Origin of the sequence: Massiliimicrobium timonense (genome assembly GCF_002160865.1) — a bacterium.
In the GTDB taxonomy this organism is placed as follows: domain Bacteria; phylum Bacillota_I; class Bacilli_A; order Erysipelotrichales; family Coprobacillaceae; genus Allocoprobacillus.
This window is the reverse complement of record NZ_NFLJ01000022.1, coordinates 24,294-49,326: the sequence shown is the minus strand read 5'-3', so window position 1 is coordinate 49,326 and position 25,033 is coordinate 24,294. Positions and strand designations below refer to the sequence as shown.

The 25,033-nt window shown below is 30.7% G+C and carries 29 protein-coding genes; 4 read left to right on the top strand and 25 right to left on the bottom strand.

What is annotated here, in order from left to right; translation table 11 throughout:
- Positions 1 to 460: 460 nt before the first annotated feature.
- The 24 genes from B5E75_RS08510 to ftsE form a co-directional block, all read right to left on the bottom strand.
- Complete coding sequence (locus B5E75_RS08510) at positions 461 to 1,351, bottom strand: hypothetical protein (RefSeq protein ID WP_087358366.1); 891 nt, start codon at positions 1,349 to 1,351, stop codon at positions 461 to 463.
- Positions 1,352 to 2,040: 689 nt separating this feature from the next.
- Entirely contained in the window at positions 2,041 to 3,078 is a 1,038-nt protein-coding gene (locus B5E75_RS08505) for a D-alanine--D-alanine ligase family protein (RefSeq protein ID WP_087358364.1), read from the bottom strand.
- Complete coding sequence (locus tag B5E75_RS08500; RefSeq protein WP_087358363.1) at positions 3,075 to 4,427, bottom strand: UDP-N-acetylmuramoyl-tripeptide--D-alanyl-D-alanine ligase; 1,353 nt, start codon at positions 4,425 to 4,427, stop codon at positions 3,075 to 3,077. The genes B5E75_RS08505 and B5E75_RS08500 overlap by 4 nt, the downstream gene beginning before the upstream one ends.
- A gap of 100 nt (positions 4,428 to 4,527) precedes the next feature.
- Complete coding sequence (locus B5E75_RS08495; RefSeq protein ID WP_087358361.1) at positions 4,528 to 4,863, bottom strand: hypothetical protein; 336 nt, start codon at positions 4,861 to 4,863, stop codon at positions 4,528 to 4,530.
- A complete protein-coding gene (locus B5E75_RS08490) occupies positions 4,863 to 6,116 on the bottom strand; it encodes a DUF5050 domain-containing protein (protein ID WP_087358358.1) in 1,254 nt (417 codons plus the stop codon). Before B5E75_RS08490 ends, B5E75_RS08495 begins: the two co-directional genes overlap by 1 nt.
- Positions 6,117 to 6,134: 18 nt before the next feature.
- A complete protein-coding gene (locus B5E75_RS08485) occupies positions 6,135 to 6,407 on the bottom strand; it encodes a hypothetical protein (RefSeq protein WP_087358355.1) in 273 nt (90 codons plus the stop codon).
- Positions 6,408 to 6,450: 43 nt separating this feature from the next.
- A complete protein-coding gene (locus tag B5E75_RS08480) occupies positions 6,451 to 6,687 on the bottom strand; it encodes a helix-turn-helix domain-containing protein (RefSeq protein ID WP_087358353.1) in 237 nt (78 codons plus the stop codon).
- A 2-nt stretch (positions 6,688 to 6,689) separates the two neighbouring features.
- The gene (whiA, locus tag B5E75_RS08475) at positions 6,690 to 7,637 is read right to left on the bottom strand and encodes a DNA-binding protein WhiA (protein ID WP_087358352.1); all 948 of its coding nucleotides are present in this window, start codon (positions 7,635 to 7,637) and stop codon (positions 6,690 to 6,692) included.
- Positions 7,638 to 7,649: 12 nt separating this feature from the next.
- A complete protein-coding gene (gene rapZ / locus B5E75_RS08470) occupies positions 7,650 to 8,498 on the bottom strand; it encodes an RNase adapter RapZ (RefSeq protein ID WP_087358368.1) in 849 nt (282 codons plus the stop codon).
- A 99-nt stretch (positions 8,499 to 8,597) separates the two neighbouring features.
- On the bottom strand, positions 8,598 to 9,500 hold the full coding sequence (gene trxB / locus B5E75_RS08465; protein WP_087358350.1) for a thioredoxin-disulfide reductase: 903 nt from the start codon (positions 9,498 to 9,500) through the stop codon (positions 8,598 to 8,600).
- Positions 9,497 to 10,150 carry a pyrophosphatase PpaX gene (ppaX, locus tag B5E75_RS08460; protein WP_087358348.1) on the bottom strand — a complete coding sequence of 218 codons (654 nt, stop codon included), beginning with the start codon at positions 10,148 to 10,150 and terminating at the stop codon, positions 9,497 to 9,499. Before ppaX ends, trxB begins: the two co-directional genes overlap by 4 nt.
- A gap of 50 nt (positions 10,151 to 10,200) precedes the next feature.
- The gene (gene hisC, locus B5E75_RS08455; protein ID WP_087358346.1) at positions 10,201 to 11,256 is read right to left on the bottom strand and encodes a histidinol-phosphate transaminase; all 1,056 of its coding nucleotides are present in this window, start codon (positions 11,254 to 11,256) and stop codon (positions 10,201 to 10,203) included.
- The gene (locus tag B5E75_RS08450; RefSeq protein WP_162607655.1) at positions 11,253 to 12,035 is read right to left on the bottom strand and encodes a Cof-type HAD-IIB family hydrolase; all 783 of its coding nucleotides are present in this window, start codon (positions 12,033 to 12,035) and stop codon (positions 11,253 to 11,255) included. Before B5E75_RS08450 ends, hisC begins: the two co-directional genes overlap by 4 nt.
- Before the next feature lie 73 nt (positions 12,036 to 12,108).
- Positions 12,109 to 12,915: a zinc ribbon domain-containing protein gene (locus B5E75_RS08445; protein ID WP_087358343.1), complete on the bottom strand. Its 807-nt coding sequence runs from the start codon at positions 12,913 to 12,915 to the stop codon at positions 12,109 to 12,111.
- Between the two features lie 3 nt (positions 12,916 to 12,918).
- Complete coding sequence (locus B5E75_RS08440) at positions 12,919 to 13,434, bottom strand: thioredoxin family protein (RefSeq protein WP_241146646.1); 516 nt, start codon at positions 13,432 to 13,434, stop codon at positions 12,919 to 12,921.
- A gap of 107 nt (positions 13,435 to 13,541) precedes the next feature.
- Complete coding sequence (locus B5E75_RS08435; protein ID WP_087358339.1) at positions 13,542 to 14,918, bottom strand: hypothetical protein; 1,377 nt, start codon at positions 14,916 to 14,918, stop codon at positions 13,542 to 13,544.
- Positions 14,915 to 15,505 (bottom strand): hypothetical protein, encoded by a 591-nt coding sequence (locus tag B5E75_RS08430; protein ID WP_087358337.1) that lies wholly within the window; start codon positions 15,503 to 15,505, stop codon positions 14,915 to 14,917. The genes B5E75_RS08435 and B5E75_RS08430 overlap by 4 nt, the downstream gene beginning before the upstream one ends.
- A 105-nt stretch (positions 15,506 to 15,610) precedes the next feature.
- Positions 15,611 to 17,128: a 2,3-bisphosphoglycerate-independent phosphoglycerate mutase gene (gene gpmI / locus B5E75_RS08425; protein ID WP_087358335.1), complete on the bottom strand. Its 1,518-nt coding sequence runs from the start codon at positions 17,126 to 17,128 to the stop codon at positions 15,611 to 15,613.
- A 68-nt stretch (positions 17,129 to 17,196) separates the two neighbouring features.
- Positions 17,197 to 17,376, bottom strand: a complete 180-nt coding sequence (locus B5E75_RS08420) for a hypothetical protein (RefSeq protein ID WP_087298199.1) — start codon at positions 17,374 to 17,376, stop codon at positions 17,197 to 17,199.
- A gap of 29 nt (positions 17,377 to 17,405) precedes the next feature.
- Positions 17,406 to 17,807 (bottom strand): hypothetical protein, encoded by a 402-nt coding sequence (locus B5E75_RS08415; RefSeq protein WP_087243859.1) that lies wholly within the window; start codon positions 17,805 to 17,807, stop codon positions 17,406 to 17,408.
- Positions 17,808 to 17,875: 68 nt separating this feature from the next.
- Positions 17,876 to 18,433, bottom strand: coding sequence for a CDP-alcohol phosphatidyltransferase family protein (locus B5E75_RS08410; protein WP_087358333.1), 558 nt, complete (start codon positions 18,431 to 18,433; stop codon positions 17,876 to 17,878).
- 67 nt (positions 18,434 to 18,500) lie between these two features.
- Entirely contained in the window at positions 18,501 to 19,001 is a 501-nt protein-coding gene (locus B5E75_RS08405; protein ID WP_087358331.1) for an AAA family ATPase, read from the bottom strand.
- A gap of 38 nt (positions 19,002 to 19,039) precedes the next feature.
- On the bottom strand, positions 19,040 to 19,945 hold the full coding sequence (ftsX, locus tag B5E75_RS08400; RefSeq protein WP_087358329.1) for a permease-like cell division protein FtsX: 906 nt from the start codon (positions 19,943 to 19,945) through the stop codon (positions 19,040 to 19,042).
- Entirely contained in the window at positions 19,932 to 20,624 is a 693-nt protein-coding gene (ftsE, locus tag B5E75_RS08395; protein ID WP_087358327.1) for a cell division ATP-binding protein FtsE, read from the bottom strand. Before ftsE ends, ftsX begins: the two co-directional genes overlap by 14 nt.
- 151 nt (positions 20,625 to 20,775) lie before the next feature.
- On the opposite strand from ftsE, the gene B5E75_RS08390 reads away from it, so the two are divergent.
- From B5E75_RS08390 to B5E75_RS08375, 4 genes are all read left to right on the top strand, one after another.
- Positions 20,776 to 20,967: a hypothetical protein gene (locus B5E75_RS08390; RefSeq protein ID WP_087358325.1), complete on the top strand. Its 192-nt coding sequence runs from the start codon at positions 20,776 to 20,778 to the stop codon at positions 20,965 to 20,967.
- A gap of 77 nt (positions 20,968 to 21,044) precedes the next feature.
- Complete coding sequence (gene asnB / locus B5E75_RS08385) at positions 21,045 to 22,871, top strand: asparagine synthase (glutamine-hydrolyzing) (protein WP_087358324.1); 1,827 nt, start codon at positions 21,045 to 21,047, stop codon at positions 22,869 to 22,871.
- Positions 22,872 to 22,965: 94 nt separating this feature from the next.
- Complete coding sequence (locus B5E75_RS08380; RefSeq protein ID WP_087358322.1) at positions 22,966 to 23,466, top strand: hypothetical protein; 501 nt, start codon at positions 22,966 to 22,968, stop codon at positions 23,464 to 23,466.
- A gap of 20 nt (positions 23,467 to 23,486) precedes the next feature.
- Entirely contained in the window at positions 23,487 to 23,933 is a 447-nt protein-coding gene (locus B5E75_RS08375) for a hypothetical protein (protein WP_087358320.1), read from the top strand.
- Between the two features lie 283 nt (positions 23,934 to 24,216).
- Here B5E75_RS08375 and B5E75_RS08370 read toward each other — a convergent pair whose 3' ends face one another.
- On the bottom strand, positions 24,217 to 25,029 hold the full coding sequence (locus B5E75_RS08370) for an Ig-like domain-containing protein (protein WP_087358318.1): 813 nt from the start codon (positions 25,027 to 25,029) through the stop codon (positions 24,217 to 24,219).
- Positions 25,030 to 25,033 lie beyond the last annotated feature (4 nt).

Sequence of the window (25,033 nt, the reverse complement as noted above, 5' to 3'; positions counted from 1 at the left end):
AACATTATACAAGTAATACAACATTAGCTGCATAAAGAAAAATGAAGTTGTCTCCTCGGCAACTTCATCAAAAACATTTTTAATTATTTCACCTGTCTACTTGACAGGGGCGGTTCAAATAGATATATAGCTTTATTTGAAGCCTTATCATGGCACCCAATTTTATCATTTTTCATAATTCTAGTCATCAAATATATCTGTGCCACAGTGTGAACACTTCTTACCAGAAAATATGCTACTCATATCCAGTAAACTACCACAAAAATGACATCTCCATATAAAAGGATATAAGACATAAATAGCTACCGTTCCAATAAAACCAATGAAACATAATACATAATAGAATATATCCAGATTAATATTAACGGGAACTACTGTGGTAGCTGATACCACAAGAATCGCCAAAAAGTCATATACTAGCATATAAATGACAAATTTTTTATATCTTCGTTTCATTAACTCAATTTACCATAGTCATATTATATGGACATGTCAAGACAACATTTTTTACTGTTTTTCCTGATACTCCAGTAATATTTACTGATTTAATTCTCTGTGATATATATGTTGAACCTTTATATCCTGCATAAGCCTTAGATGTACTGTCATAATATGCTGGAGTAAACGTGCTAGTATAAGTAGCAGTTCTATGAGCTGTTTTTGCACCATTAGCTCCATATTTAAGTGTAGGAACAACAACTGTCACCGTGCATGATGCTTTTGTATAAGAAGCCGAATGAACCCATAATCCACTTGGTGATTTAAAATAGACAAAAGAGCATGTTTCAGCAGTATTCCAAGTATATGAACTACTTATACTTGTAACAGTTGTTGTACTTGATATATCAGATGCAACTGATTTAATAAAATCATATGCTGAAATAGCTTTTCCAGCTTTACTTTCACCAGCTACTGTTTTTCCAATTGTTTTTAAAACACTAAACGTTTTTGCTTGAGCTGAGGTATTAGATTTCAAAGCAGTAACACCAGTTTTGTATAAATTACTACTTGTCGTGGGAGTTGCAAGCACTCTCATTACATCATATGTTTTTCCTCCAGTAGTATATTTACTATATACTGTTTTCATTGTTGCACCTTTAACTTTAGCAATACTTCCAACTTGATCTTCACCAATGATTTTTGCCAATTCAGATCCCGTAACAGTTTGGACACCTAAACTATTCAATTGATTTTCATATTCTTTTACAGAACTGAAATTTTCCTCAACAAATGCTTCATTTTGCAAATCAATAATTGCATTGATTTCATCAATTGTTGTGTTTGTTTCATCTCCATTACTATCTAATACAATTTCTTTTTCATCATTAGAAAAAGCTGAAACATTCTGCATTTCTATCACCGAGAATAGAAAAGCAGACGCTAATAATGATACTGATATTTTTTTCAAGTTTATATTCATTTTCTACTATATTGAAGATTTTTAATCTACAATTTTCCCTTCTTATTCAAATATTTATATATAGTGCACTACAACATTATTTAATCATAAATCAAGAAAAATATAAATACCATTCATTTAAACTTAATATTCACTTCAATAAATTTTAACAATCCTTTATAAAAAATATATGTTGAAAATGAAAAATCAGTTATTTAACAATTCATCTATCTTTTCACAAATATAAACAAATTGAATTTATATTTTTACTTTTAATAAATACCTATCAACTCATCTCGTGTTTTTTTTGAGAACAAGCCTGTTTCTAGAACAAAGGCTGAATCTCCTTCATTTTATGCGACCTATCCTAGCATCTTGCATTATTTCTTGTTGAATGGATCATTTCATTAATTGTTCTGCCTCTTTATCTTCTTTCAATGAATTTTTGAAATATTCTTGTATGCTTTTCTTATCCTTTTACTGTACAACAATCATCAATACCACTTTTATATTGTTTTATACACTTTTTGATTATCTTACTTTTTAGCTTTAGGAATCACATCTCATTTTTAAATCTCGTTACTACGCGATAGTTTGTGGATTTTAATTGAATACAAAAAAGAATAACCAAAAAGGTTATTCTATCGATCAAAAGCTAAATCAATAAGACGATCAATTAAATCACTATAAGGGATGCCTAAATCAGCTATTAACTGAGGATACATCGAAATCTTTGTGAATCCGGGCATCGTATTAATTTCATTAAGATAAATCTGATTTGTTTTCTTATCCAAGAAAAAATCCACACGAGAAAGCCCATGTCCATCAACAGCTTTGAAAACTTTTAATGCATATTCTCGAATTTTTTCTTGAATGTTAGCATCAACTAATGCAGGAATACATGTTTTGCTTTCTTCATCTTCATACTTTGATTCAAAAGTATAAAACTCTCCATGAGGCATAATTTGACCAACACGAGAAACAATAGGATCATCATTACCTAATACTGCTGTTTCCAATTCAATACAATCAATACATTCTTCAACAACAATATGGCTATCATACTGTCCTGCCTGATGTAAGATATCTAAGAATTGTTCTTTTTGGTCCACACGATAACATCCTACACTGGAACCAGAACGACTTGCTTTCACAAAACAAGGGAATCCTAATTTATCTTCAACCCAATTTAAAATATCTTTATGTTCTTGAAATTGATGATCCACAACGACATATTGTCCATCATATCTTTTTTTAATATATAAAGATTTCACTTGTGGAATACCCACTGTTTCCAAAATTTTCTTTGTATAAATTTTATCCATCGCTACACTAGAAGCGAAAGTTCTACATCCCACATAAGGAACATTAACGAGTTCAAATAATCCTTGAATTGTTCCATCTTCACCATATTGACCATGAAGCACAGGGAAAATCACATCCTGCTTCTTTAATAAGTTATATATATCTGTTATTTCTTGAGCGTTATCTAACCATGAATCTAAAGACAAATCTTCTTGTGTATCATCTAGTAAATACCATTGTCCATCACGATCAATACCTACTAATGTTAATACATAGCGTTCTTTATGAAGATTTTTTAAAACTGAGGTACAAGACATTCTAGAAATGGAATGTTCCGTAGATTGTCCCCCACAAATAATCATTAATTTTTTCATTTTTTATATATCTCCTTTAAATATTCCACAATTTCATGAAGATGCATTCCATGAGATCCTTTCACTAAAATCACATCATTTTTTTGAATCATCTGTTCAAGCTTTTGCTTTAATTGTTGATTATTTTCAAAATGATAGGCTTCTATGCCTTTTTCCTTTGCCTTTAACATAATATGCCTACTTGCCTGACCTACCGTCAATAAGACATCAATATGTTTTTGTGCAACATAATCTCCTACTTCTTCATGAAATGCCTGTTCATATTCTCCTAATTCCAGCATATCTGCCAGAACAGCTATTTTTCTTTCAGGATATTGAGCCAATACATCAAGACTTGATTTCATAGAATCGAGATTGGCATTATACGTTCCATCAATGACTTTCATTCCTTGAATGAGTTCAATAATATCCATACGGTTCTTTGTCAATTCAAAACGATCAATACCTGCGATACACCTTTCAATAGGAATATCTAAAGATAGTCCCACAGCGATAGCTATAAGTGCATTCACAACAAAATGTTCCCCTGAAACAGGCACATGCACATGATAAGTTTTACCTTGATAATCTAAATCAAAATAAGATTCTTCCAGCAATAATTGAAGATGATGAGCTTTAAGCTGGCAATCATCATTGTATCCCACACGAACAACATCACAATAATCACATGCTACAGTATGCAATAAATCATTGTTATCATTAATAATCAAAGTTCCATCTTTTGATATCCCATCAACAATTTCCATCTTTGCTTTTAAAATATTTTCACGTGAACCTAACTCTCCAATATGAGCTGTTCCCACATTGGTAATACAAGCAATATCAGGTTTGGCAATATGCGTTAAATGATGAATCTCACCTAAGTGATTCATCCCCATTTCTAGTACCATCACATCTTCATTTTGATGTCTTAAAATCGTTAATGGTAACCCAATATGATTGTTATAGTTTCCTAAAGTTTTTAATGTTTTATATTGTGTAGATACAACTGCATAGATCATATCTTTTGTACTTGTTTTTCCTACACTTCCTGTAATTCCTACAACTTTCACATCTCGATGTTCTCTTAAATAGGCTGCCATTTCTGTTAAAGCCTGTAAAGTATCTTTAACCAGAATCACATTATGTGTATCATCCTCAATAGGATGAGCTGTTATCACAGCACTCGCCCCTGCTTCAAAAGCCTGTTTAATAAACTGATGTCCATCATTTTTTTCACCAACAAGTGGTATATACATATCTCCTTGATGAATCTGTCTTGTATCTTGTGTAAATCCTCTCACATCATCATTCATATTTCCAGATAATAATGTTCCACCTGTTGCTTCAACAATCTCTTTTATCAACATAATTTTACCTCATTTTTAATATATGCACTATTATAGCACCTGTTGACAAGGAATGCTATGATTTGAGTGTCTTTAAATAAAAAAATAGCTACGCTTGTAACTATTTTTTTAAATACTCTGATTCTAAAATATCTTTATGATGAGATTGATAATAAGGCATGGACATTTTTGTTTCATCAGATAAATATTCATTATAATCAATCATCCCATTAAAAATACGATAAAACTGATAAACATACATAATACCTCCACAACTTATAATACGTTGTCGAAAAGACTGTATAATCTTTTCATAAGGAAGCGATGTATCTACATACAAGAAGATTTTAGGTCCAACCCTTTTGACAACTTCTATCGTTTTAATAGCTTCAATAGGTTCATGAGAAAGCCATTCTAAAATACGCTGATATCTTGCTGAAACAAGAACAACAATCATTAAATATAATCTCCTTGTCCATCAAAAAATAATCTTTGTTGCTGTGTTCCATCAAAATCCATCACAACAGCATAGCTATCCTGTGTATATAAGGACACACTCGTTTCAACAATCAGCTTATCTCCAACAATATATCCTATTTCTACCAGCCCATTATAAATTGTTTTTTCTTCTTGCGTTTTCAAGTCATATCTTTCCACACTACCATCCATTGACTGATAGAATAGATATTGATCATTCATATTAATAAAAGATGCAACAAGTTCTTTAATCACTGATACTTTTTGACTCTCGATATCAAAAGCACAGATACCTTCAGTCGATAGATAATAAAGTTTTCCTTGTGAATAAATGACATTATCAAATGTTCCACTTAATAATTTTTCATCATTCTTTCCATCTTTACGTATACGATATATACCATCTTTAGATAAATAATAAATCATATCATCTACAACATTAATACAATAGGTTGGTCGATCATTTAGTTTTGTTTCTTTTTTGCTTTCTAAATTATAAACATAAAGAGATTCCTGATCTTCATCTAACTGATAATATAATTGCTGATTATCCAAATAAGGATAATAAACAGCTTTAGAAAGAATAGTTTTTTGATTTTGACCATCTGTTGACATTTCACAAAAATGATTATTTGCATCTGTATAATAAATGGTATCATTATGCACAATCAGATTCTCACATTTTTTAGACAACAATGTTTTTTGTTGATTTAAATTTTGATCCATTAATATAAGATTTCCCTGTAAATCACATAAATAAAGATTTTTCCCATCAAAGTAGGCCTGACCATTTTGATTTTGATTCCCTATCAAACTAGATTGATCTGTTTGACCTGAAATTGTCATTTCTTGACGTGGTAATGTTGTTTTTGATGTTTCTGGTGTTAAAGAAGGTCCATGTTCAATATATTCATAAGACAATACTGATAAAATTACAAGGACAATGACACTTACCAAGACAACGACTTTATTCACCTTTTGATTGACCGGTATATCTTTAAATGTTTTTTGATGTTCATGACGGTTATCATTCCCTTCATGAAATAAAGGTTCATAATAACCTCCAATATCATCTTGAGATGCTTTATGAAGCATTTTTCCACATGTTGGACAATAAAGATCATCATTTTGAATCAAATGATGACAATAAGGACAGTGCTTCATTGGATATCCACAATGTGGACAATAGTTCATATCTTCATTAACTTCATTTTGACATCTTGGACAAAACATATCTTCATCTCCCTCATCCTATTGATGTGGATTTTCCTGTTCATCAACAACTTTATAATCCACATCAATGACATCCTCATTTTGTTTGGAATCTTCCTCATAAATTGATTCATAATAACTGCGATCATCTTCTTCATATGTCTGATGACGACGATGTGAAGAAAACAATTTTCTAATCAACCAAATGACAACAATCACACCAACAACAGCCATGAGTATTGGTAAAAATAATCTTAATGCTAACATGAATAATACCAAAACACATAACAAATAGATAAAATTATATCCCATAACATTTCTCCTTTTGCGATATAGTCTATATGATAAATATAAACTATAAATGAACTGTTTCTTCATCTTCGTGCCAGACAAATAAATAATAAACTGGCACTTTTAATCCTAAGGCAAACTTTTCAACAACCTTCAACGACACATTACGACGTCCTCTTTCGACATCGGATACATAGTTTTTAGATAATTGACAACGAAACCCTAATTCTTCCTGCGAAACATTTTGCATCAAACGTAATTCTTTAATTCTTCTGCCAAATCGTACATTAATATTTTCCATAACTATCCGTTCTCCATTTGACGTATTTTTTGTGCTTCTTCTTTGATCTTTTTAAAACGATGATGCAAACCAGATTTACTAATGGTCTGTCCGGTTTTTTGAACATAGGCATCTGCCAGTTCATTTAATGTTAATTCTGGATTATCTAAACGCAGCAATGCCACTGTACGTGTTTTATCATCTAAAATTTCTATTCCTACCTTATCAATAATATAGGCAATATCTTCAATCTGCGAAGTTGACGCACTCATTGCTTTCACTTCATTAGCTATATCACAATTATTCCATCGATTCACTGTATTAGCCATCGAACGATCAATACGTGTCATTTCAAAATTCATAACCGATTGAGAAGCCCCAATTGCTCTTAAAAAATCACCAATCTTTTCAGCAGATTTTAAATACACAACATATTTATTACGTCTTTTAATCATTTTTGCATTCAAATCATAATGATTCATTAATTCCATAATAAATGAAGCATATTCAGGTTCATTGACACTCATTTCCAGATGATAATTTGATGTATCAGGATTATTAACACTTCCACAAGATAAGAAAACCCCTGCCAGATAGGCTCTTTTTTTCGTATCTGTTTCTAAAAAACGAATATCTGGAAAACTTTGAATCCCAATTCCTTCCATAAGATGTAGATCTTCTAATATCTCTCTGGCTTTGGATACTTTGAGTATATAGATATTATTTTTCTTTAATTTCATCTTTCTGGAAACTCTAAATTCAATATGGGGCTGATATAAATCTTTTAAGAACTTATGTAATTTAGAAGCAATTTTCGCATTCTCTGTTCTTAAAGTTAATGATAATCCCGACTGATTTAAAGACAATGTGCCAATGATTTTAATCATCGCACATAAAATAGCTTTTTCACATTCTTGATCAAAATCATTGAAAACAATCTCCTCTTTGACGATTCTTGAAAAAGAAATCATCTTAAAACCTCCTTAATGATCAGCATCACGATGCCATTTATAAACTTGATAATATTGAGAATAATGTTCAGCAAAATAATTTGTAAGCGTCACTGAGCGATGTTGTCCCCCAGTACATCCAATCCCAATAATCATCTGCATTTTACCTTCTTCTTCATATTTTTCAAGTAAATAATCATAGTATTCAATCGTTCTACGAACAAATTCCTGTGTTTCACTTTGTGACATCACATAATCATAAACTTCTTTATCATTACCTGTTAATTTTCTTAAACTTTCAATATAGAAAGGATTTGGCAAAAAACGAACATCTAACAATAAATCTGCATCTCTTGGAATACCATGTTTATAACCAAAGGAAATAAAAGAAACTCTAAAAACATCTCGATTTCCTTTATGAAAATAACTTTCCAGTTTATCTTGTAATTTTGTTGGTTTCAATAATGTTGTATCAATCACAATATTTGCTAATTGACTAATAGGATCAGCCATTTCTCTTTCAAATTCAATCGCTTCAACTAACGAAGAAGCCACATTACTAATCATTAATGGGTGAGAACGTCTTGTTTGTTTATAACGTGAAAGCAAGACTTTATCATCACAATCCAGAAAAATAACCGTTAAATCCACCCAATCCATATTAGACAAAATACGTACAGCCAAAATCGCATCACCTAAAGATACTGCCATAGCCACTTTAGAATATTTCGTTGAAGTACGCATCAAATCTCCAAACTCCTTTAATAAAGGAATCGGATAATTATCAATACAACGATATTCCATATTCTCAAAAATAGCCATCGCCTGTGTCTTTCCAGCACCTGACATTCCTGTAACCACAACAACTTCAATTTTATTCATACTCACTCACCCTCTCCTTTTATAATATATCAAAAATCACATTATAAGTGTACTCTTTTCATAAAAAAAGAGAAAAGAAATCTCCTTTCCCTTTGACAATTATTTTAATAACGAAGCAATGTATTGTCCTGCAATAGCTCCATCATTTGCAGCAGTAACAACTTGACGCAATGATTTATCAGTCACATCGCCACCCGCAAAAATACCAGTAACTTTTGTTTCTTGATTTTCATCAACTTCAATATAACCTTTTTCATTGACAATACCTAAATCCTTCACAAATTCTGTAATAGGATCCAAACCAATAAATGGGAAAATACCTTGTGCTTCAATCGTAGACAATTCTCCTGTATGTGAATCTTCAACAACCAATCCAGCGACCTTTTGATTGTCTACAATAATCTCATGAGGTTTCTTTAAATAATGCATTTCAATATTTTCTTTTGTTTGTAATTTATTAACCAAGTATTGATCAGCACGTAAAACATCACGACGAACAATAATATGAACACGACTGACAATATCACTGAGATAAATAGCTTCTTCAATAGCACTATTACCTCCACCCACAACACATACATCCTTATTCTTAAAGAATGGTCCATCACAGACAGCACAATATGAAACACCTCTCCCACTCATTTCTTCTTCATGAGGGATTCCCATATGGCGTTCTTTCGTTCCTGTCGCAATGAAAACATAACGTGCTTCATATGTTTTTTCTCCGACATAAACAACTTGATGATCTTCATAGTGTTCAATCTGTGTCACTTCACCATATTCATACTTTGCACCAAAAGAAAGACATTGTTCATACATTGCATAAGCTAGTTGTGGTCCTTTTGTAATTAAACCCGGATAGTTTTCTATTTCAGCTGTTAAATTCATCTTTCCACCAGGTGCCCCACCATCTAAAACAAGCACACTCGCTCCAGCACGAGATGCATATAAAGCCGCTGTTAAACCGGCTGGTCCAGCTCCTACAACAATTAAATCAATCATTCTTCACTCACCCTTTCTACAAATGTTATAATGTCCTGCATATCATCAATCATCAAATCAGGCTCTAACTTTTCTAATATTTCATATCCCTTCGGTGTCCACTTGACACCTGCAGTATAAATTCCTGCATTCTTTCCTGCCATAATATCTGTTATATTATCACCAATATATAATCCTCGATCACACGCTAAAGTCTGCATAACTTTCACGATACCTTCTGGATGAGGTTTAACATGTTGGACATCATTCATTCCTAAAACCATATCAAAATAATTAGTCAAATCAAATAAATCTAAACCAATATAAGCAGCTTGACGATATTTTGTTGTCACAACAGCTAAAGGATACCCTTTTTGTTTTAAAGTTTTCAAGGTTTCTCTAATATGTGGATAAATCGTCACATAGTCTTGATGGTGCTTATGATTATATTCACGATAATATTCAATCAACTCATCAATCATATCATCAGGAAAATATCTTGAAAAAGTTTCTTTTAATGTTGGTCCTAAAAATGATAAATGTTCTTCATCACTAATCTGATAATCAGGTTTATAACGCTTAAAAACATGTTCAAAAGATTTTTGAATCAATAAATCTGTATTTAACAACGTCCCATCCAAATCAAAAATAACCGCAAAATCTTTTTTCATACTTTCTCCTTTGTTTGCATTATAACACAATTCTTCTCATCACCCTACTGTTATGCTTGTAAAATATCTTTGATTTGTTGTACGAGTGTTTCCATCTGTGTTTGTGTTCCAATCGTAATTCTTAAATATTGATCAATTCTAGGTTGTGGAAAATAGCGAACCAAGATACCTCTTTCTCTTAACTGCTGAAAAAGCTTTTGAGCATCATAATGAGGATGTTTCACAAAGATAAAATTAGCTTTTGAATCAGTCATTTCAAATCCCAAATCTTTCAATGCTTTTTGTGTATACATTCTTGTTTTTATAATTTTTTGTGCATTTTCTTGAATATAATCACTATCTTCCATACTAGCTAACCCAATCACTTGTGCTAAACGATCAATAGGATAAGAATTAAAGGAATTTTTCACATCATATAATCTTGCGATGACTTCTTGACTTCCTAAAGCAACACCCAATCGAATTCCTGCTAATGAACGATATTTAGAAAATGTTTGTGTGATTAATAAATTCGGATATTTTTGAATCAATGGAACAGCAGTTTGTCCCCCAAAATCAATATAAGCTTCATCAATAACCACAATGCTCTCTAAATTATGTTTTAAAATATCTTCAATCATCTCTAATGATACACACATACCTGTTGGAGCATTAGGATTTGGAAAAATAATACCAGAATTTGGTTGATAATAATCACTGCAGACAATCTCAAAGTGATTATTTAATGGTATCTGATGATAAGGAATCTGATATAACTTGCAGTATACTGGATAAAAAGAATAGCTAATGTCAGGGAATAACACGGGTTCTTTTCCATTAAAGCACGTTAAAAAGATGAGGGCTAAAACTTCATCAGAACCATTACCAATAAAAACTTGATTTTCATTTAAATGATGATATTGAGCCAAAGCCTTTCTTAATTCATCAGCATCCGGTCTAGGATATAAAGATAATTGTGATGAATCAAACTGTTTGATAGCATCTTTTACTTTTTCACCTGGATCATAGGGATTTTCATTTGTATTTAATTTAATGAGATTTTGAATACGTGGTTGCTCTCCTGCAATATAGGGATCAACTTTTCTTAATTTATCTTGCCAACTCATACTTTTTCCTCCTCTAACATTTTTTGAATGACTTCATAAACATAATGAACATGTCGTGGTATCACTGTTTTGATATCATCATGAGCATAATGAAATGTATAACTATTCTCTACTTTTTCTAACATTGATAAATCATTATAGGAATCACCTATCGCATAGATATGCTGGTGATCTATTTTTAAATGCTGACATAACCATATCACTGCATTTCCTTTAGAACAACCTTTTGCGACAATATCTACACAATGTAAATTATAATAAATGCTTAACTGTTGATGCCAATGATTTTGAATATATTCAAAACATTGTTGACTGACATCCATCTGATGATTTCTTTGACAAAAAGAAATAATTTCAAAACACGATGAATCTTGATAAAATATATCATCAACATGTTGAAACTGTTTTATCATCCGTTCTATATAATAACCATTTTCATATCCATAACTGCTATTTCCATCACTATAAAAATAATCCAGCTCTTTAAAATTGGATATATAGTCCAAAACAGCTTTGCCAACATCTCCATCAATCATCTTTTCATAGATTATCTGATGATTCCTATCTAAAATGAGTGCTCCATTATTTAATATAAGATAATCATAAGGAAAAGTAACAGTGTCTAAAACCCACTGCATTTCAAAACGATTTCTCCCTGTACATAAAGCTATTTTATGTCCCTGTCTTTGTAATTCATGCATATAATCTACATTAGATTGACTGATATTTTGATCTTCTTTGATTAATGTTCCATCAATATCACTTATTAACATTTTCATCATACATCACCTATTGTTTCCTATTATATCCAATATCTTTATCTTTGCAAAGAAAAAAGAGGCTGAGCCCTCTTTATTCATCAATATATTCTTGAGGCGTATGTACATAAGTTAATTTTGACTGAAAACTTTTTTGTTGTGGATACACAACAAAAGAAGATTGTCCATCATAATTACCCATACCATAATGTCCTAGTGTTTCTTTTTTCTTTTCAAATTCATCTTGACGTTTTTGAAAATCATTCATTAATTGTGTTGTTGTATCCTGTGAACCAGAAAACTTTTGAAAAAGTTGTTGTTGTGAATCTGATAAGAATAAAGATTCAAATGTTGTTATATCGTTTTTTATCATTGTGATTTTTTCATCATTGTAACTATGAGCTCGATCAAAAGAACGTTCTATTTGAAGTGTTGTATGCTCATCCACTGCAACCTGATAAGTCAAATCATAATAAATATTATAATTATCAGTAATTTGAATGACATAAGATTTTGTCCATGAACCTTCTTGTTTTTGAGCTAATGAATCTTCATATTGTTGAATCTTTTCTACAATACCATCAACATTCGTAAACTGATTTTGAAAATCAGCTAATGTATCATAACTGGCAATCAAAGCCGTTGCTTCTCCCTCTATAGCTGGTAAAGCTATTTTCTCATTTTGTTGAATTGTTTCATAACCTGTCATTCCACTTAAAATACGACTATACAACAAAGGTATTGTAATAAACGAAAAGAAAATAATCACATACAACAAATAAGTCATAGCTTTATTATTGGATTTACGATGGTGATAATGATTTCTTAAATCCAAACCACAATGGGAACAAAAATTCTCATCATCCTTTAAGTCATGTCCACATCTCGGGCATTTCTTCATACCTTATTCCTCCTCAAAATATGTATTCATAAATATCTCAAATTCATCTAAAAACGCCTGTTTTTCCTCTAATTGTTTTTGACGATCTTTGATATCAAAATAATCTTCATCCAAATATTGATAACTTTCCACAATCTTTCCATTCGTTATTTTTTGAATAGTTGGTGTCCAATCAAAATCAAGCCTCTCATAAAGATTTTCATAAAAATCCTTTTCTTCCTGCGAAGCATCTTTATCTTGGGCACGATCACGATATTCTTTAATATTTAAATAATACAAACCTGTTCCATCATGTTGTTTAACATATTCTTCCAAAACGGGATAAAACTCTTGACAATCACCACAATCCGGTCTACCAATATATAACAAAAAAGTGACATCATCATTAAGTAATTCATTTAATTCTTCATAAGGAATAGTCTGAATCCCCTCAACACTTATTTTTTCTGTTTTCACTGTTTGACAACCCAACAATAAAAAGCACGTTATAAACAAGCAAATCCACTTTTTCACTTTCATCACCACTTTTGTTTAATATAACACAAAAAATATTCATGTCAAATCATTTCTTTTTCAATCTAACATGAATATTTAAACTTTGTATTAACTTTACATCATTTATTGTTTTAAATAGAGATATTGACTTCTTCAATTTGTGATAACCCATAATTAGTCATAGATTTTCTTTGTAAAGATGGAATAATTTCACTTTCGTTTTCTACATACGTATATGAATCATTATATAAATAAGAATGTGTCATATAAACTTCATCTGGATTATAGCTTGAATCAAATTCCGTATAATAACAAGCATATCTCTTTTTTTCAACATCTTGATTTTTTGTATAATCATAACTTTGATAAGTTTCATTAAATACAAAAATCAAATAGTTTCTTTGATAATCTAATTGTTCTTCTTGTGATTTGACATAATAGGCTTTATAGAATGTTTCCTGTGTATCCTCATTGAATGCTGATACATCCTTTGATTCTTCAATCGCTTTATTGTATGCCTGTTTATAAAGTGCCTGATCAATTTCTGAAACACTTTGATATTTCACAGTCAAACCACTGACATCAAATTGTTTTGTTTCTTCTTTTAAAACGACTTTCAACTGTTTTGCTGTTTCCTTTGAATAAACAGCTTTTACAGTCACTTGATCACCATTAGAAAGCGTTCCATTATTTTCAACTTCAAATGAAATATCTCCTACAAATTGTGCCAAATCTTCATTGGTCATATCATAATCAATACCTGCATTTTCAACATGTGCCTCTCCTTCAGTATTATAACCATCAAAAGATACCGTCACATTCATAAATGCATCAATAACTGTCTTATTAAAGAAAGTATCCCAAATTTTATATCCACCAAAAGCAATCACAATCGCTCCAATCACACCAATGACTATTTTACCATTTTTTGTTTTGAAAAATGCAACTGCTTTTTCTTTGGTGATGAGTGGTTCCTTATGTTCTTGTGAATCATCTTGAACAGATGATATATCCTGTATTGATTCTTCAACTGTTTGAGACTGCATCATCTGATTTTTTCCTGCTGGTAAATAAGCATCTAAAAGTGTGACATGAATCATATCATCAAGTCTTAACATCACAAAAACATGTATTACAACCAAAACAAGAACAAATAAAGCAATAATGTTAAACAAACTATCATTTGCTGATAATGTCTGACCATTTCCAAAACCAAGAAGCTGTAATCCAAAATAAACAGCAAGTAATGTATGGGCAATCGCATCAAAAAGAATACCCTTTGCTTTTTCTATCTTTACATAATAAAGATAAAGAAAAACAGTCATGACAACAACACCTAAAACACCTAACAAATAAAAGAGCAAGACTCTTAGAATACTTGATAAAGATGTGAGTGCAGTTAAAAAATTTCCTACAATTGACAACATTCTCCATAAACTGATGGATAGAATTGCATCAAAAATAATAACTAATAAACATAATGGTTTAAAAGCATACGTTTTCTTCATTGTGATTCGCCTCCTTCATCTTGCTTTGTTTCTGGTTCAACAACTGTTTGAGTCTGCATCTGTAAAGAAGGCATATAAGGCTGTAAAAAAGAAATATGAATCACATGATACATTTGTAAAAGAATCACAATATTGATAATTGCACCAATCAAAGATACAAGCAGGACAAGTAAAAGACTTCCATGCATCGAACCTAAAATATCGTTATAAGAAAAATCAGAACCAAATAAATAAGAGCCAATATTGGATAATGCTGAACCAATTGTATCAAAGAAATGAACAAATAATATAAATTCAATGATTCCAATGACAGCTGTTATAATAATTGATAACTTTCTTTCTTCATAAATATAATAAACAATAAGTATGATTGAAACAACGGCTACCGCAAGGCATCCAAAGCCAAAGAGTTTTGCTCCATTGGATAAAGAACTCATTGAAAAACTTGATAATGTTGAAAAATAATCACCTTCCCCATTCATTAATTGATTGAGTGATGAATACACTATATATGTTCCAATCAAAGCAATAATGCTCACTATTGAAGAAGCGATTGCAAATGGAACATATTTTAACTTTGTTTTCATAAATATCCCTCCCTTTTTTCTATTGTATCATTTTTTTACAGAAATAGACTTATTTTTTATATTCTTAATAAAAAAAAGCCTAACTTATCGTTAGACTCATTCATATTATTTTAATAAACTTTCTCCAGTCATTTCTTTAGGAATTGGTAATCCTAATAGTTGTAAGATTGTTGGAGCTAAATCTCCTAACTTTCCACCTTCCCTTAATTCTAAGTGTGTATTTGTAAGAATTAAAGGTACTGGATTTGTTGTATGTGCTGTAAATGGATTTCCTTCTTCATCTAATAATCTTTCACTATTACCATGATCAGCAGTAATTAACATTGTTCCACCAAGTTCAAGCACTTTTTCATAAACTTCTCCAACACATTCATCAACGACGCTTACTGCTTTAATAGCTGCTGGAATAATTCCAGTATGTCCAACCATATCACAGTTAGCAAAGTTAACAATGACAACATCATAGATATCTTTATCTAATTCTGCGATTAATGCATCTTTAACTTCATAGGCACTCATTTCTGGTTGTAAATCATAAGTTGCCACTTTTGGTGAATTAATCAAAACACGAGTTGCTCCTTCAATTTCTTTATCAACGCCACCATCCATAAAGAATGTCACGTGAGCATATTTTTCAGTTTCAGCAATTCTTAATTGTTTTAATCCTTGAGCTGATAAATAATCACCTAAAGTATTAGATAAATCTAATGAATGGAATGCAATATCTCCATTAACAGTATCAGCATATCTCATCATACATACAAAGTGAATATTTTTTGGTTTATCAGCTGGTTTAAAGTTATCATAAACATCAGCAGTGAATACATTAGACATTTGAATGGCTCTATCAGGTCTAAAGTTTGCAAAGATAATCGCATCATTATCTGCAATAGCACCATTTGTATCTGGATTATATCCAGGAATAACGAATTCATCATATACTTCTTTAGCATATGAATCTTTGACATATTGAACTGGATCACTATAAGTTTCACCAGATTTTCCAATTAATGCGTTATATGCTAATTCAATACGATCCATTCTTTTATCTCTGTCCATAGCATAATATCTACCAGAAATAGAAGCAATTTGACCAACACCAATTTCATTCATCTTATCTTGTAATTCTTGTACGAAATCAGCACCACTATCTGGAGCTACATCTCTACCATCTAAGAATGCATGAACATAAACTTTTTCTAATCCTTGATCTTTTGCAAGTTTTAATAAAGCATAGATATGTTCATTTGAAGAATGAACACCACCATTTGATAATAATCCCCAAATATGTAATTTTGAGTCATTATCTTTAGCGTGTTGAATTGCTTTTAAGAAAGCTTCATTTGTAAAGAATGTTCCATCTTCTACAGCTTTATTAATAAGTGTTAATGATTGATAAACAATTCTTCCAGCCCCAATATTTAAATGTCCAACTTCACTATTCCCCATTTGTCCTTCAGGTAATCCAACCGCATTTCCACAAGCTTTTAAAGTTGTTGTTGGATACATAGCCATTAAATCATCTAAATTAGGTGTATTTGCTAATTTTACCGCATTTCCATCGACACGATCAGTTAATCCATACCCATCTAAAATACATAAAACTACAGGTCTTTTTTTCATATTCTCTATACCTCCATACGCGTTCATTATACAAAATTTGACTTAAAAAATAAAGTTATATATACATTTTATTTTCTTTTTCTAGGTGTAGAAATCATATAGATACCTATAAAACTAATAACAAGAGGCCAATAAGCCTTGATACTTGTTTCCAGCTGTTGAATAAACTCATTTTGTTGTTCATGATTAATCGTTAAAATCACACCTAACATCATCATAATGATACCTATATTCTTTCTTAAATTCATTGTCATCACCAATGATATTTTAACATCCCTTATTTACGAACTTTGTCACTATCAAGCACTGAATGACAAAAGCGAAGCAACCCTCTTAAATCTACTGGTTCTCTCCCTTTTTGTGAATAAACAATAACTTCTAAACGATTGTATTCAAAACGATTAGAGTGAATAATACTATTAATATCACGTCGTAATTCTGATGGTATAACAACCATCAGGTTTTCAGACATCTTTCTAAGTAAAATACAAAGTGTAGCCAGTGACAATTCTAAATCCAAAATAGCTTTGGTACGATCATGTGTCAAAATATAAGAATCAAAAACACCTTTTTTATTATCGATCTGATTAAACCTATTTAAAATCATCTCTACTCCAACTACATTATCTTCCAAAGCTTCCATATAACATAAACGTTTTAATTCTCTTTTATTTCCCATAATATATCACCTATTTTTATTATACCGAATTCATAAAAGAAAACATAGAAAAAAGGCTATAAAAGCCTTTAATTCTCACGATATAAACGATATAAACCATGTCCATAATAAATCATCGCAATAATCATTAAAATAAGCGTTGAATAAATCAAAATTGATGAAACCATTGTTCCAGGAATATAAAAAGCAACCAGAATAATAGACACAATAAAGAATACAGCTGTTGCAACCTTACCAGGCATTTGAGCCTGAGAAAGATGTTTATCTTTTTTACGATAAATATAATATCCTACAAACAACAGCATACCATCTTTCAATACAATAATCGCAACCAGCCATGCATAGGCTGGATAAGTATACATCAATGTACATGCCACTACAAACTGTGTCAATTTATCAGCCACAGGGTCAATCAGCTTACCGAGTTCTGTAATCATATGACATTTTCTGGCAATGAATCCATCAAAAAAATCACTTAAACTTGATAGTACCAAGATAATTGCCGCTACAAAATGCCCCTCATCCGATTGTAAATCAAAATATGCCCATAAAAATACGGGTACGAGTAATATACGAAAATAACATAATATATTTGGAATACTAAAAATTTCTTTCTTTGTAAACATCATATGTCCCTGCCTTTATATATTCCCTATTATAAGGAAAATAGATAATGAAGTCAAACGTATGTTGTTATTGAATATAATCAAGAATACATTCAACAATCTCTTTTGGACTTAAAGAAGAAATATCAATCTTATATGTCAAAAGATCATGATAATGTCCCATACGTTCTAAACTTCTTTCAATAACACTCTCATCTCTTATTTTTAAATCAATATCTTTTTGAAGATGTTGTCTTAATGTGTCTTCATCACAAAGAAGTGAAATAGAATAAACCTGACACTGAGAAGTATCCAGTCTTTGACAAATCTCATCAATAATACTTTGATCATGTAATACCCAACAAAAAATAATATTTTCAATAACTGAACAATGAATAAAAGACTGTAATTGATAAACAATATTATCCATAACCATCTTTTTTGTTTCATCATTAACAATGAATGGATGCATATCCCAGCACCAGTCCCCATCTAACATCACACTATGATTCAACTCTTTTTTCAACAAGCGACTCACTGTTGTTTTTCCAACACCCATTGTTCCACCAATCATGATTAATTTTTTCATCATAACCTCCAAAAAAGGCTTTAGGATTCACCTAAAGCCTAGAATTTCAAGAACTTTCTTACCGAAACAAAACTTCCAATTAAACCAACACCACAACCTAATGCAATCATGATACCAGCACATTGCCAAATAAATGGAAATGGTTCACGCATAGATACCATTGCTGGTAAAAAATCAGCTGCTCCACTATAAATCCAATTGTACCCAAAATAAACAACCAGAATAGGAATAATGGCACCTAATAAACCAATAAAGACACCCTCTAGCATATATGGCAAACGAATGTACCAGTTACTAGCTCCTACCATACGCATAATACTGATTTCTGTTTGTCTTGATGTAATTGTAATTTTAATTGTATTGGCAATCATAAATAAAGCGACTATTGTTAAACCAACAACAAATACAGCTCCCCCATTACGAATAGTTTCCAGACTATTCACTAAAGAATTTGTAGATGCCCCTCCAGAAGTCGCATCATTGACATGGTCTAAGGCACTAATCTTATCAGCCACAGTATCAATTTCCTTAGCATCTTTGACTTCTACAACATAAGCTGCTCCTAATGGATTATTTTCACGATAAGTTTCAAATAATTTCTTTCCATCTTCATCCTGCATTTCTATCATTTTATCCAATTCATTTTCCTTAGAAGAAAAAGTTGCTTTCTTGACACCATCAATCTTTTCAATCTCTGGTAAAATCTCTTGAGCTTCTTTATCACTAATTTCACGATCCATCTTGACATAAATCGTTAAACTATCTTCAATGCTATAAGTCATATCTTGTACATTAATCGCAATCACACCAATGACTGCAATCAACAATAAAGTAATCGTTACAGCAAAAATAGAAGATGCAGACATCACACCATTACGCCAAATATTCTGAAATGCTGTTTTACAATGTTTTGGAAAGTTTTTTATACAACTAATGAACTCCATCAACATAACCTCCTGCACTTGTATCTGTTTTAATACATCCATCTTCAATCAAAATGGTTCTCTTTTTATGCTTTTGAACAATTTCTTTATCATGTGTCACAACTAAAATAGTTGTATGATTCACTTCATTAATTCTCTCTAATAATTCAATAATTTCATTTGAAGTATCAGGATCAAGGTTTCCTGTTGGTTCATCAGCAATCAAAACTTTAGGACTATTGACTATCGCTCTAGCAATAGCGACACGTTGTTGTTGACCACCAGATAATTCATGTGGAAAAGCATTGGCTTTATCTTCCAAACCAACTAATTCTAATGTTCTACGTACTTTTTTTCTAATTTGGATTTTAGGTGTATCTGTGACTTCCAATGTAAAAGCAACGTTTTCAAAAACAGTTTTCTTAGGTAATAATCTAAAGTTTTGAAAAACAACACCAATATTTCTTCTAAAATAAGGAACTTTTCTATCCTTAATCTTAGAAACATCCTGCCCTGCAACAATGACCTTTCCTGAACTGGCTTTTTCTTCACGGTATAACAACTTAATAAATGTTGATTTTCCAGCTCCCGTAGGCCCTATAACATAAACAAATTCTCCTTCACCAATATCGACATTCATATTATTAACAGCTCTTACGCCGGTTTTATAAACTTTTGTTACATTTTCAAGTTTAATCATTCTATCACACTCCTCGACATATTATAACATATATTTTGATGAATAAAATGGGAAATAATGGTTTTCTTGTAAAATCATTATTATTCGTTTTTTTGTTTTTCTTTGTTTTCTTTTTCATTTTTTGTATAATAATATTAAAGAGGTGGTATACATGAGAAAATGTCCAAGATGTCATGATGAAATGAAAGAAAACTGTTATATTAAAGATACGGCTCAACCAATCAGTGATTTTACATTGATTGAAAAAAATGAAAATCTTAAGAAAAAAGAATATTCTCTTAAGGCTGCTTTATGTAAAAAATGTGGGTATGTTGAATTATATGTTGATGTGAAAGAGGATTAAGTCCTCTTTTTCTTTACTTTTTTATTTGTTTATACAAAAAAGCGTGTTATAATGCTTTCACGAAGGATGTGATGAGAATGTGTGGAATTGTTGGATTTGCGCCAACCAATGAAAATGCCAGTCAAATATTAAAAAAGATGATGAATCGTATTGCTCATAGAGGTCCTGATGGTGAAGGACAGTTTATTGATGATTATGTTGCTTTAGGTCATCGTCGTTTATCTATTATTGATTTAGCTGGTGGACAGCAACCCATGAAATCAAATAACTTAGTAATTGTTTTTAATGGGGAAATATATAATTATTTAGAATTAAAAAAAGATTTAGAAAATAAAGGACATGTCTTTTTAACACATAGTGATACGGAAGTTATTTTACATGGATTTCAAGAATATCGTTATGATGTTGTGAATTATTTAAGAGGAATGTTTGCTTTTGCATTGTATGATACAGATACACATGAATTATTCTGTGCCAGAGATCATTTTGGAATCAAGCCTTTCTATTATTATGATGATCCTCAACATTTCTTATTTGCCAGTGAAATTAAGGGATTTTTAGATCATCCAGATTTTCATAAAGAATTAAATACAGATGTTTTAGATATTTATTTAAAAATGAATTATGTGGCTGGCGAACAAACTTTCTTTAAAAATGTAAAACAATTATTACCTGGTCATTATCTTATCTATAAAAATCAATCAATTGAAATCAAACGCTATTATTCTATAGCTTTTAAAGATCAATATAAAACAGATCAGGAAATGATTCAAGCTATTGATCAGATTATGAAAGATTCTATCAAACATCATTTAATTGCTGATGTTGAAGTTGGTTCTTTTTTAAGTAGTGGAATTGATTCATCATATCTTGTTTCATTAGCTAGACCTCAACATACTTATACAGTCGGATATAACGATGAAAGATATAATGAAATCAATTATGCGAAAGATTTAACACAACAGTTAGGTATTGAAAACAAAAGTAAGATTATTACAAAAGAAGAATATTTAGAAGTCTTACCAAAGATTATGTATCATTTAGATGAACCTACAGCCGATCCTGCAGCTGTTGCTTTATACTTTGTCAGCCAACTTGCCAGTCAAGATGTCAAAGTTGTATTATCTGGTGAAGGGGCTGATGAATTCTTTGGTGGTTACAATACTTATAGAGGCGATATTGATAGTGGTATCTATGGTAAATTGCCATTCTTTATCAGACATGCAATCGCATCTCTTTGTAAGCATTTGCCTACTTTTAAGGGAGTTCCATTTTTAATTAGAAATGGTGAACGTATTGAAGATTATTATGTCGGTGTCAATCCTGTTTTCTCTGATAATGATTGTAAACATTTATTAAGAGATATAAGTCATTTACATAGTCATCAGGATATTGTTGGAAATGTTTTTGAAAATGTTAAAAAAGCCACAAATATTCAAAAAAGACAAGCTTTTGATTTACAGACATGGTTTATTAAAGATATTTTACAAAAAGGTGACAAAATGACAATGGCACACTCTATCGAAAGTCGTGTTCCTTTCACCGATAAAGAAGTTTTCCAAATTGCCAGTCAATTAAAAGATAATCAAAAAGTCACAAAGGAAAATACAAAAGTCTTATTAAGACAAGCCGCTAAAAAAGTCATCCCTAATGAAGCCTATAAGAAAAAGAAATTAGGTTTCCCTGTTCCATTACGTGAATGGATGCGTGAAGATGATCTTTATCAAAAAGTCTATGATGGTTTACAGACACCTATTATTAAACAGCTTTTTGACGATCAAAAATTACTTTCTATGTTAGAAGATCATAAAAATCATAAACATGACTATTATAAAAAAATATGGACTGTTTATTGTTTCTCATTATGGCATCAAGTATTCTTTGCTGAAGAATATAAGCACTAGATCCTAAGTCTAGTGTTTTTTTTTGCTTTAAGAAATAATTATAGATTCATCATCTTATATATAGTAAAATAAATAGTGAAAGCGAGGAATGACAATGACTTTATATGATCTTTATTTAGATAATCAAGTAGAAGGCTATCTAGTTTTTAAAACATTAGCCAAACAAAAAGTGATAGAAATGACTGATTATCAGTATCATAAGAAACTGAAAATATCTAAAGAGGACCTTCAACCAAAAGGAAGTTGCTTATCATTTCCATTACAAAATAACTTTGAAGATGTCATTCATATTCTTGAATCACATACAGGTGACTCAAAAATTATGAACCCTACTTTTCATACAAGTGTAAGAAGACCTGTTGAAATGTTTCATTTATACACACGTATTCCGATGATCCTCTTTGGAACAACACAAACAAATCAATCTTTTATTATGAGAGATAATATTAGAAATTCACAGACTGTATTGGATATTTATTTTCAAAATGGTGAATCTTATTATTATATGGATAACCAAGTTTATGAACTCAAAGAAAAGAATTTATTTTCTAAATACTATAAAGATTTTGATTTAAACAAGCAAGACATGATGTAAACAAAAAAGGTATGGTTGAAATGAAACAAATAGATACATATTCCTATCAATGTGGAGTGATTGATTGTTTTAACGAAATGGTAAAAGCTGGTATGAAACATATAGCTTTAGCTCATCCCTGTACAACAAAAGAGAATAGAGATAGTTATATTCCTTTTGTCAATGCTATAACAAATAAATATCAAACACATTATTACTTAGATGATGATCCTTTAATTACTGATTTATTTCCTTATTCACTTAATCGTAATACTTATAATATTATCTTTTATAAAGAAAAGAAATATATAGAAGAATATATTACTTTAAAAGAACGTAAAAAACAATCTATTTTGAATCATCAATATCATCAATCAAGAATAGAAATTGCTTATGCTTTTGGTCATCTGTTAAGTTACTCTGATTCTATTATTGAACAATATATTCAAACAAACAATGAAAAGGAAGATGATGAAGGAGAGATATAAATACTTTAAAACACCCAATCATCATCTATATATTTTTAAGATAAGTAAGCAATCAAAAAAGAGATTTTTTAAATGACGATCATTTTTAAAATCTCTTTTTGTATATTCATTCATTTTTATATTTTAGAAACATACACTACATGCTGTATAGCCTTCATTTTTAGCCTCACTTAATGAAATATCAATTTGACTTTTTCTTAAATAACGGCAACCCGCACGATGATATTTACTACCAGTTTTTGTAATATAAACTGTTTCTCCCACATTAGTATTTGATGTTGTTTCATTCTTTGAAGAATGATGTGTTACATGATGCGATGTGGTTGATTTTTTTTTGAGTAGATGGAACAGTAATATGACATGTTTGTGTATGACCATCAACACTGGCACTTATAGTTGCAGAACCTGATTTTAAGGCACAAATATGACCAGCTTCATCTACTGTAACAACATCTGGATTACTTGATGAATATGTAATAGCATGATGACTATTGGTTTTAAGCTCTAATGTTTGTGTTTCGTTTGGTTGTAAAGTTATTGAAGAATTTGAAGCTTGTAAAGTGACTTCTTCAATTATAACTGGTATGTCTATTGTTGATTGATTTTGATATTGATCTTTAACAATAGCTTTAGCTATATATTTACCGGGTGCATTATAATTCACCTCATCATCATTAATAATGATGTCACACTTTGATAAATCTTGTATAGATAAACATTTCTCATAATCAATAGTATGATTTTGTAAAGTTGATGCTGATTCTTGTAATTGCAACTGAGGAGCTGTTGTATCCTTAACTGAAATATGTAACGTTTCCTTTTTATCCCCTAGTTGAAAATCAACTGTATATTCTCCAACATTTAAAATATCCTTAAAATCACCTATATCTTGACTGCTGTATTCGATATTTTTAATATCACCATCTGTATCAATAAAATCATCAAAATTTTCTGGCAATGTTTCTCCATATTCCAAACTTAATGCATCTTTTACCAAATCAAAATCCTGTTTGTTTCCAAAAACAATTCCTATAACACATACAATAACAAACACACTTAAAATAGCTACAATTATTCTCTTAATTAATTTTCCCATATCG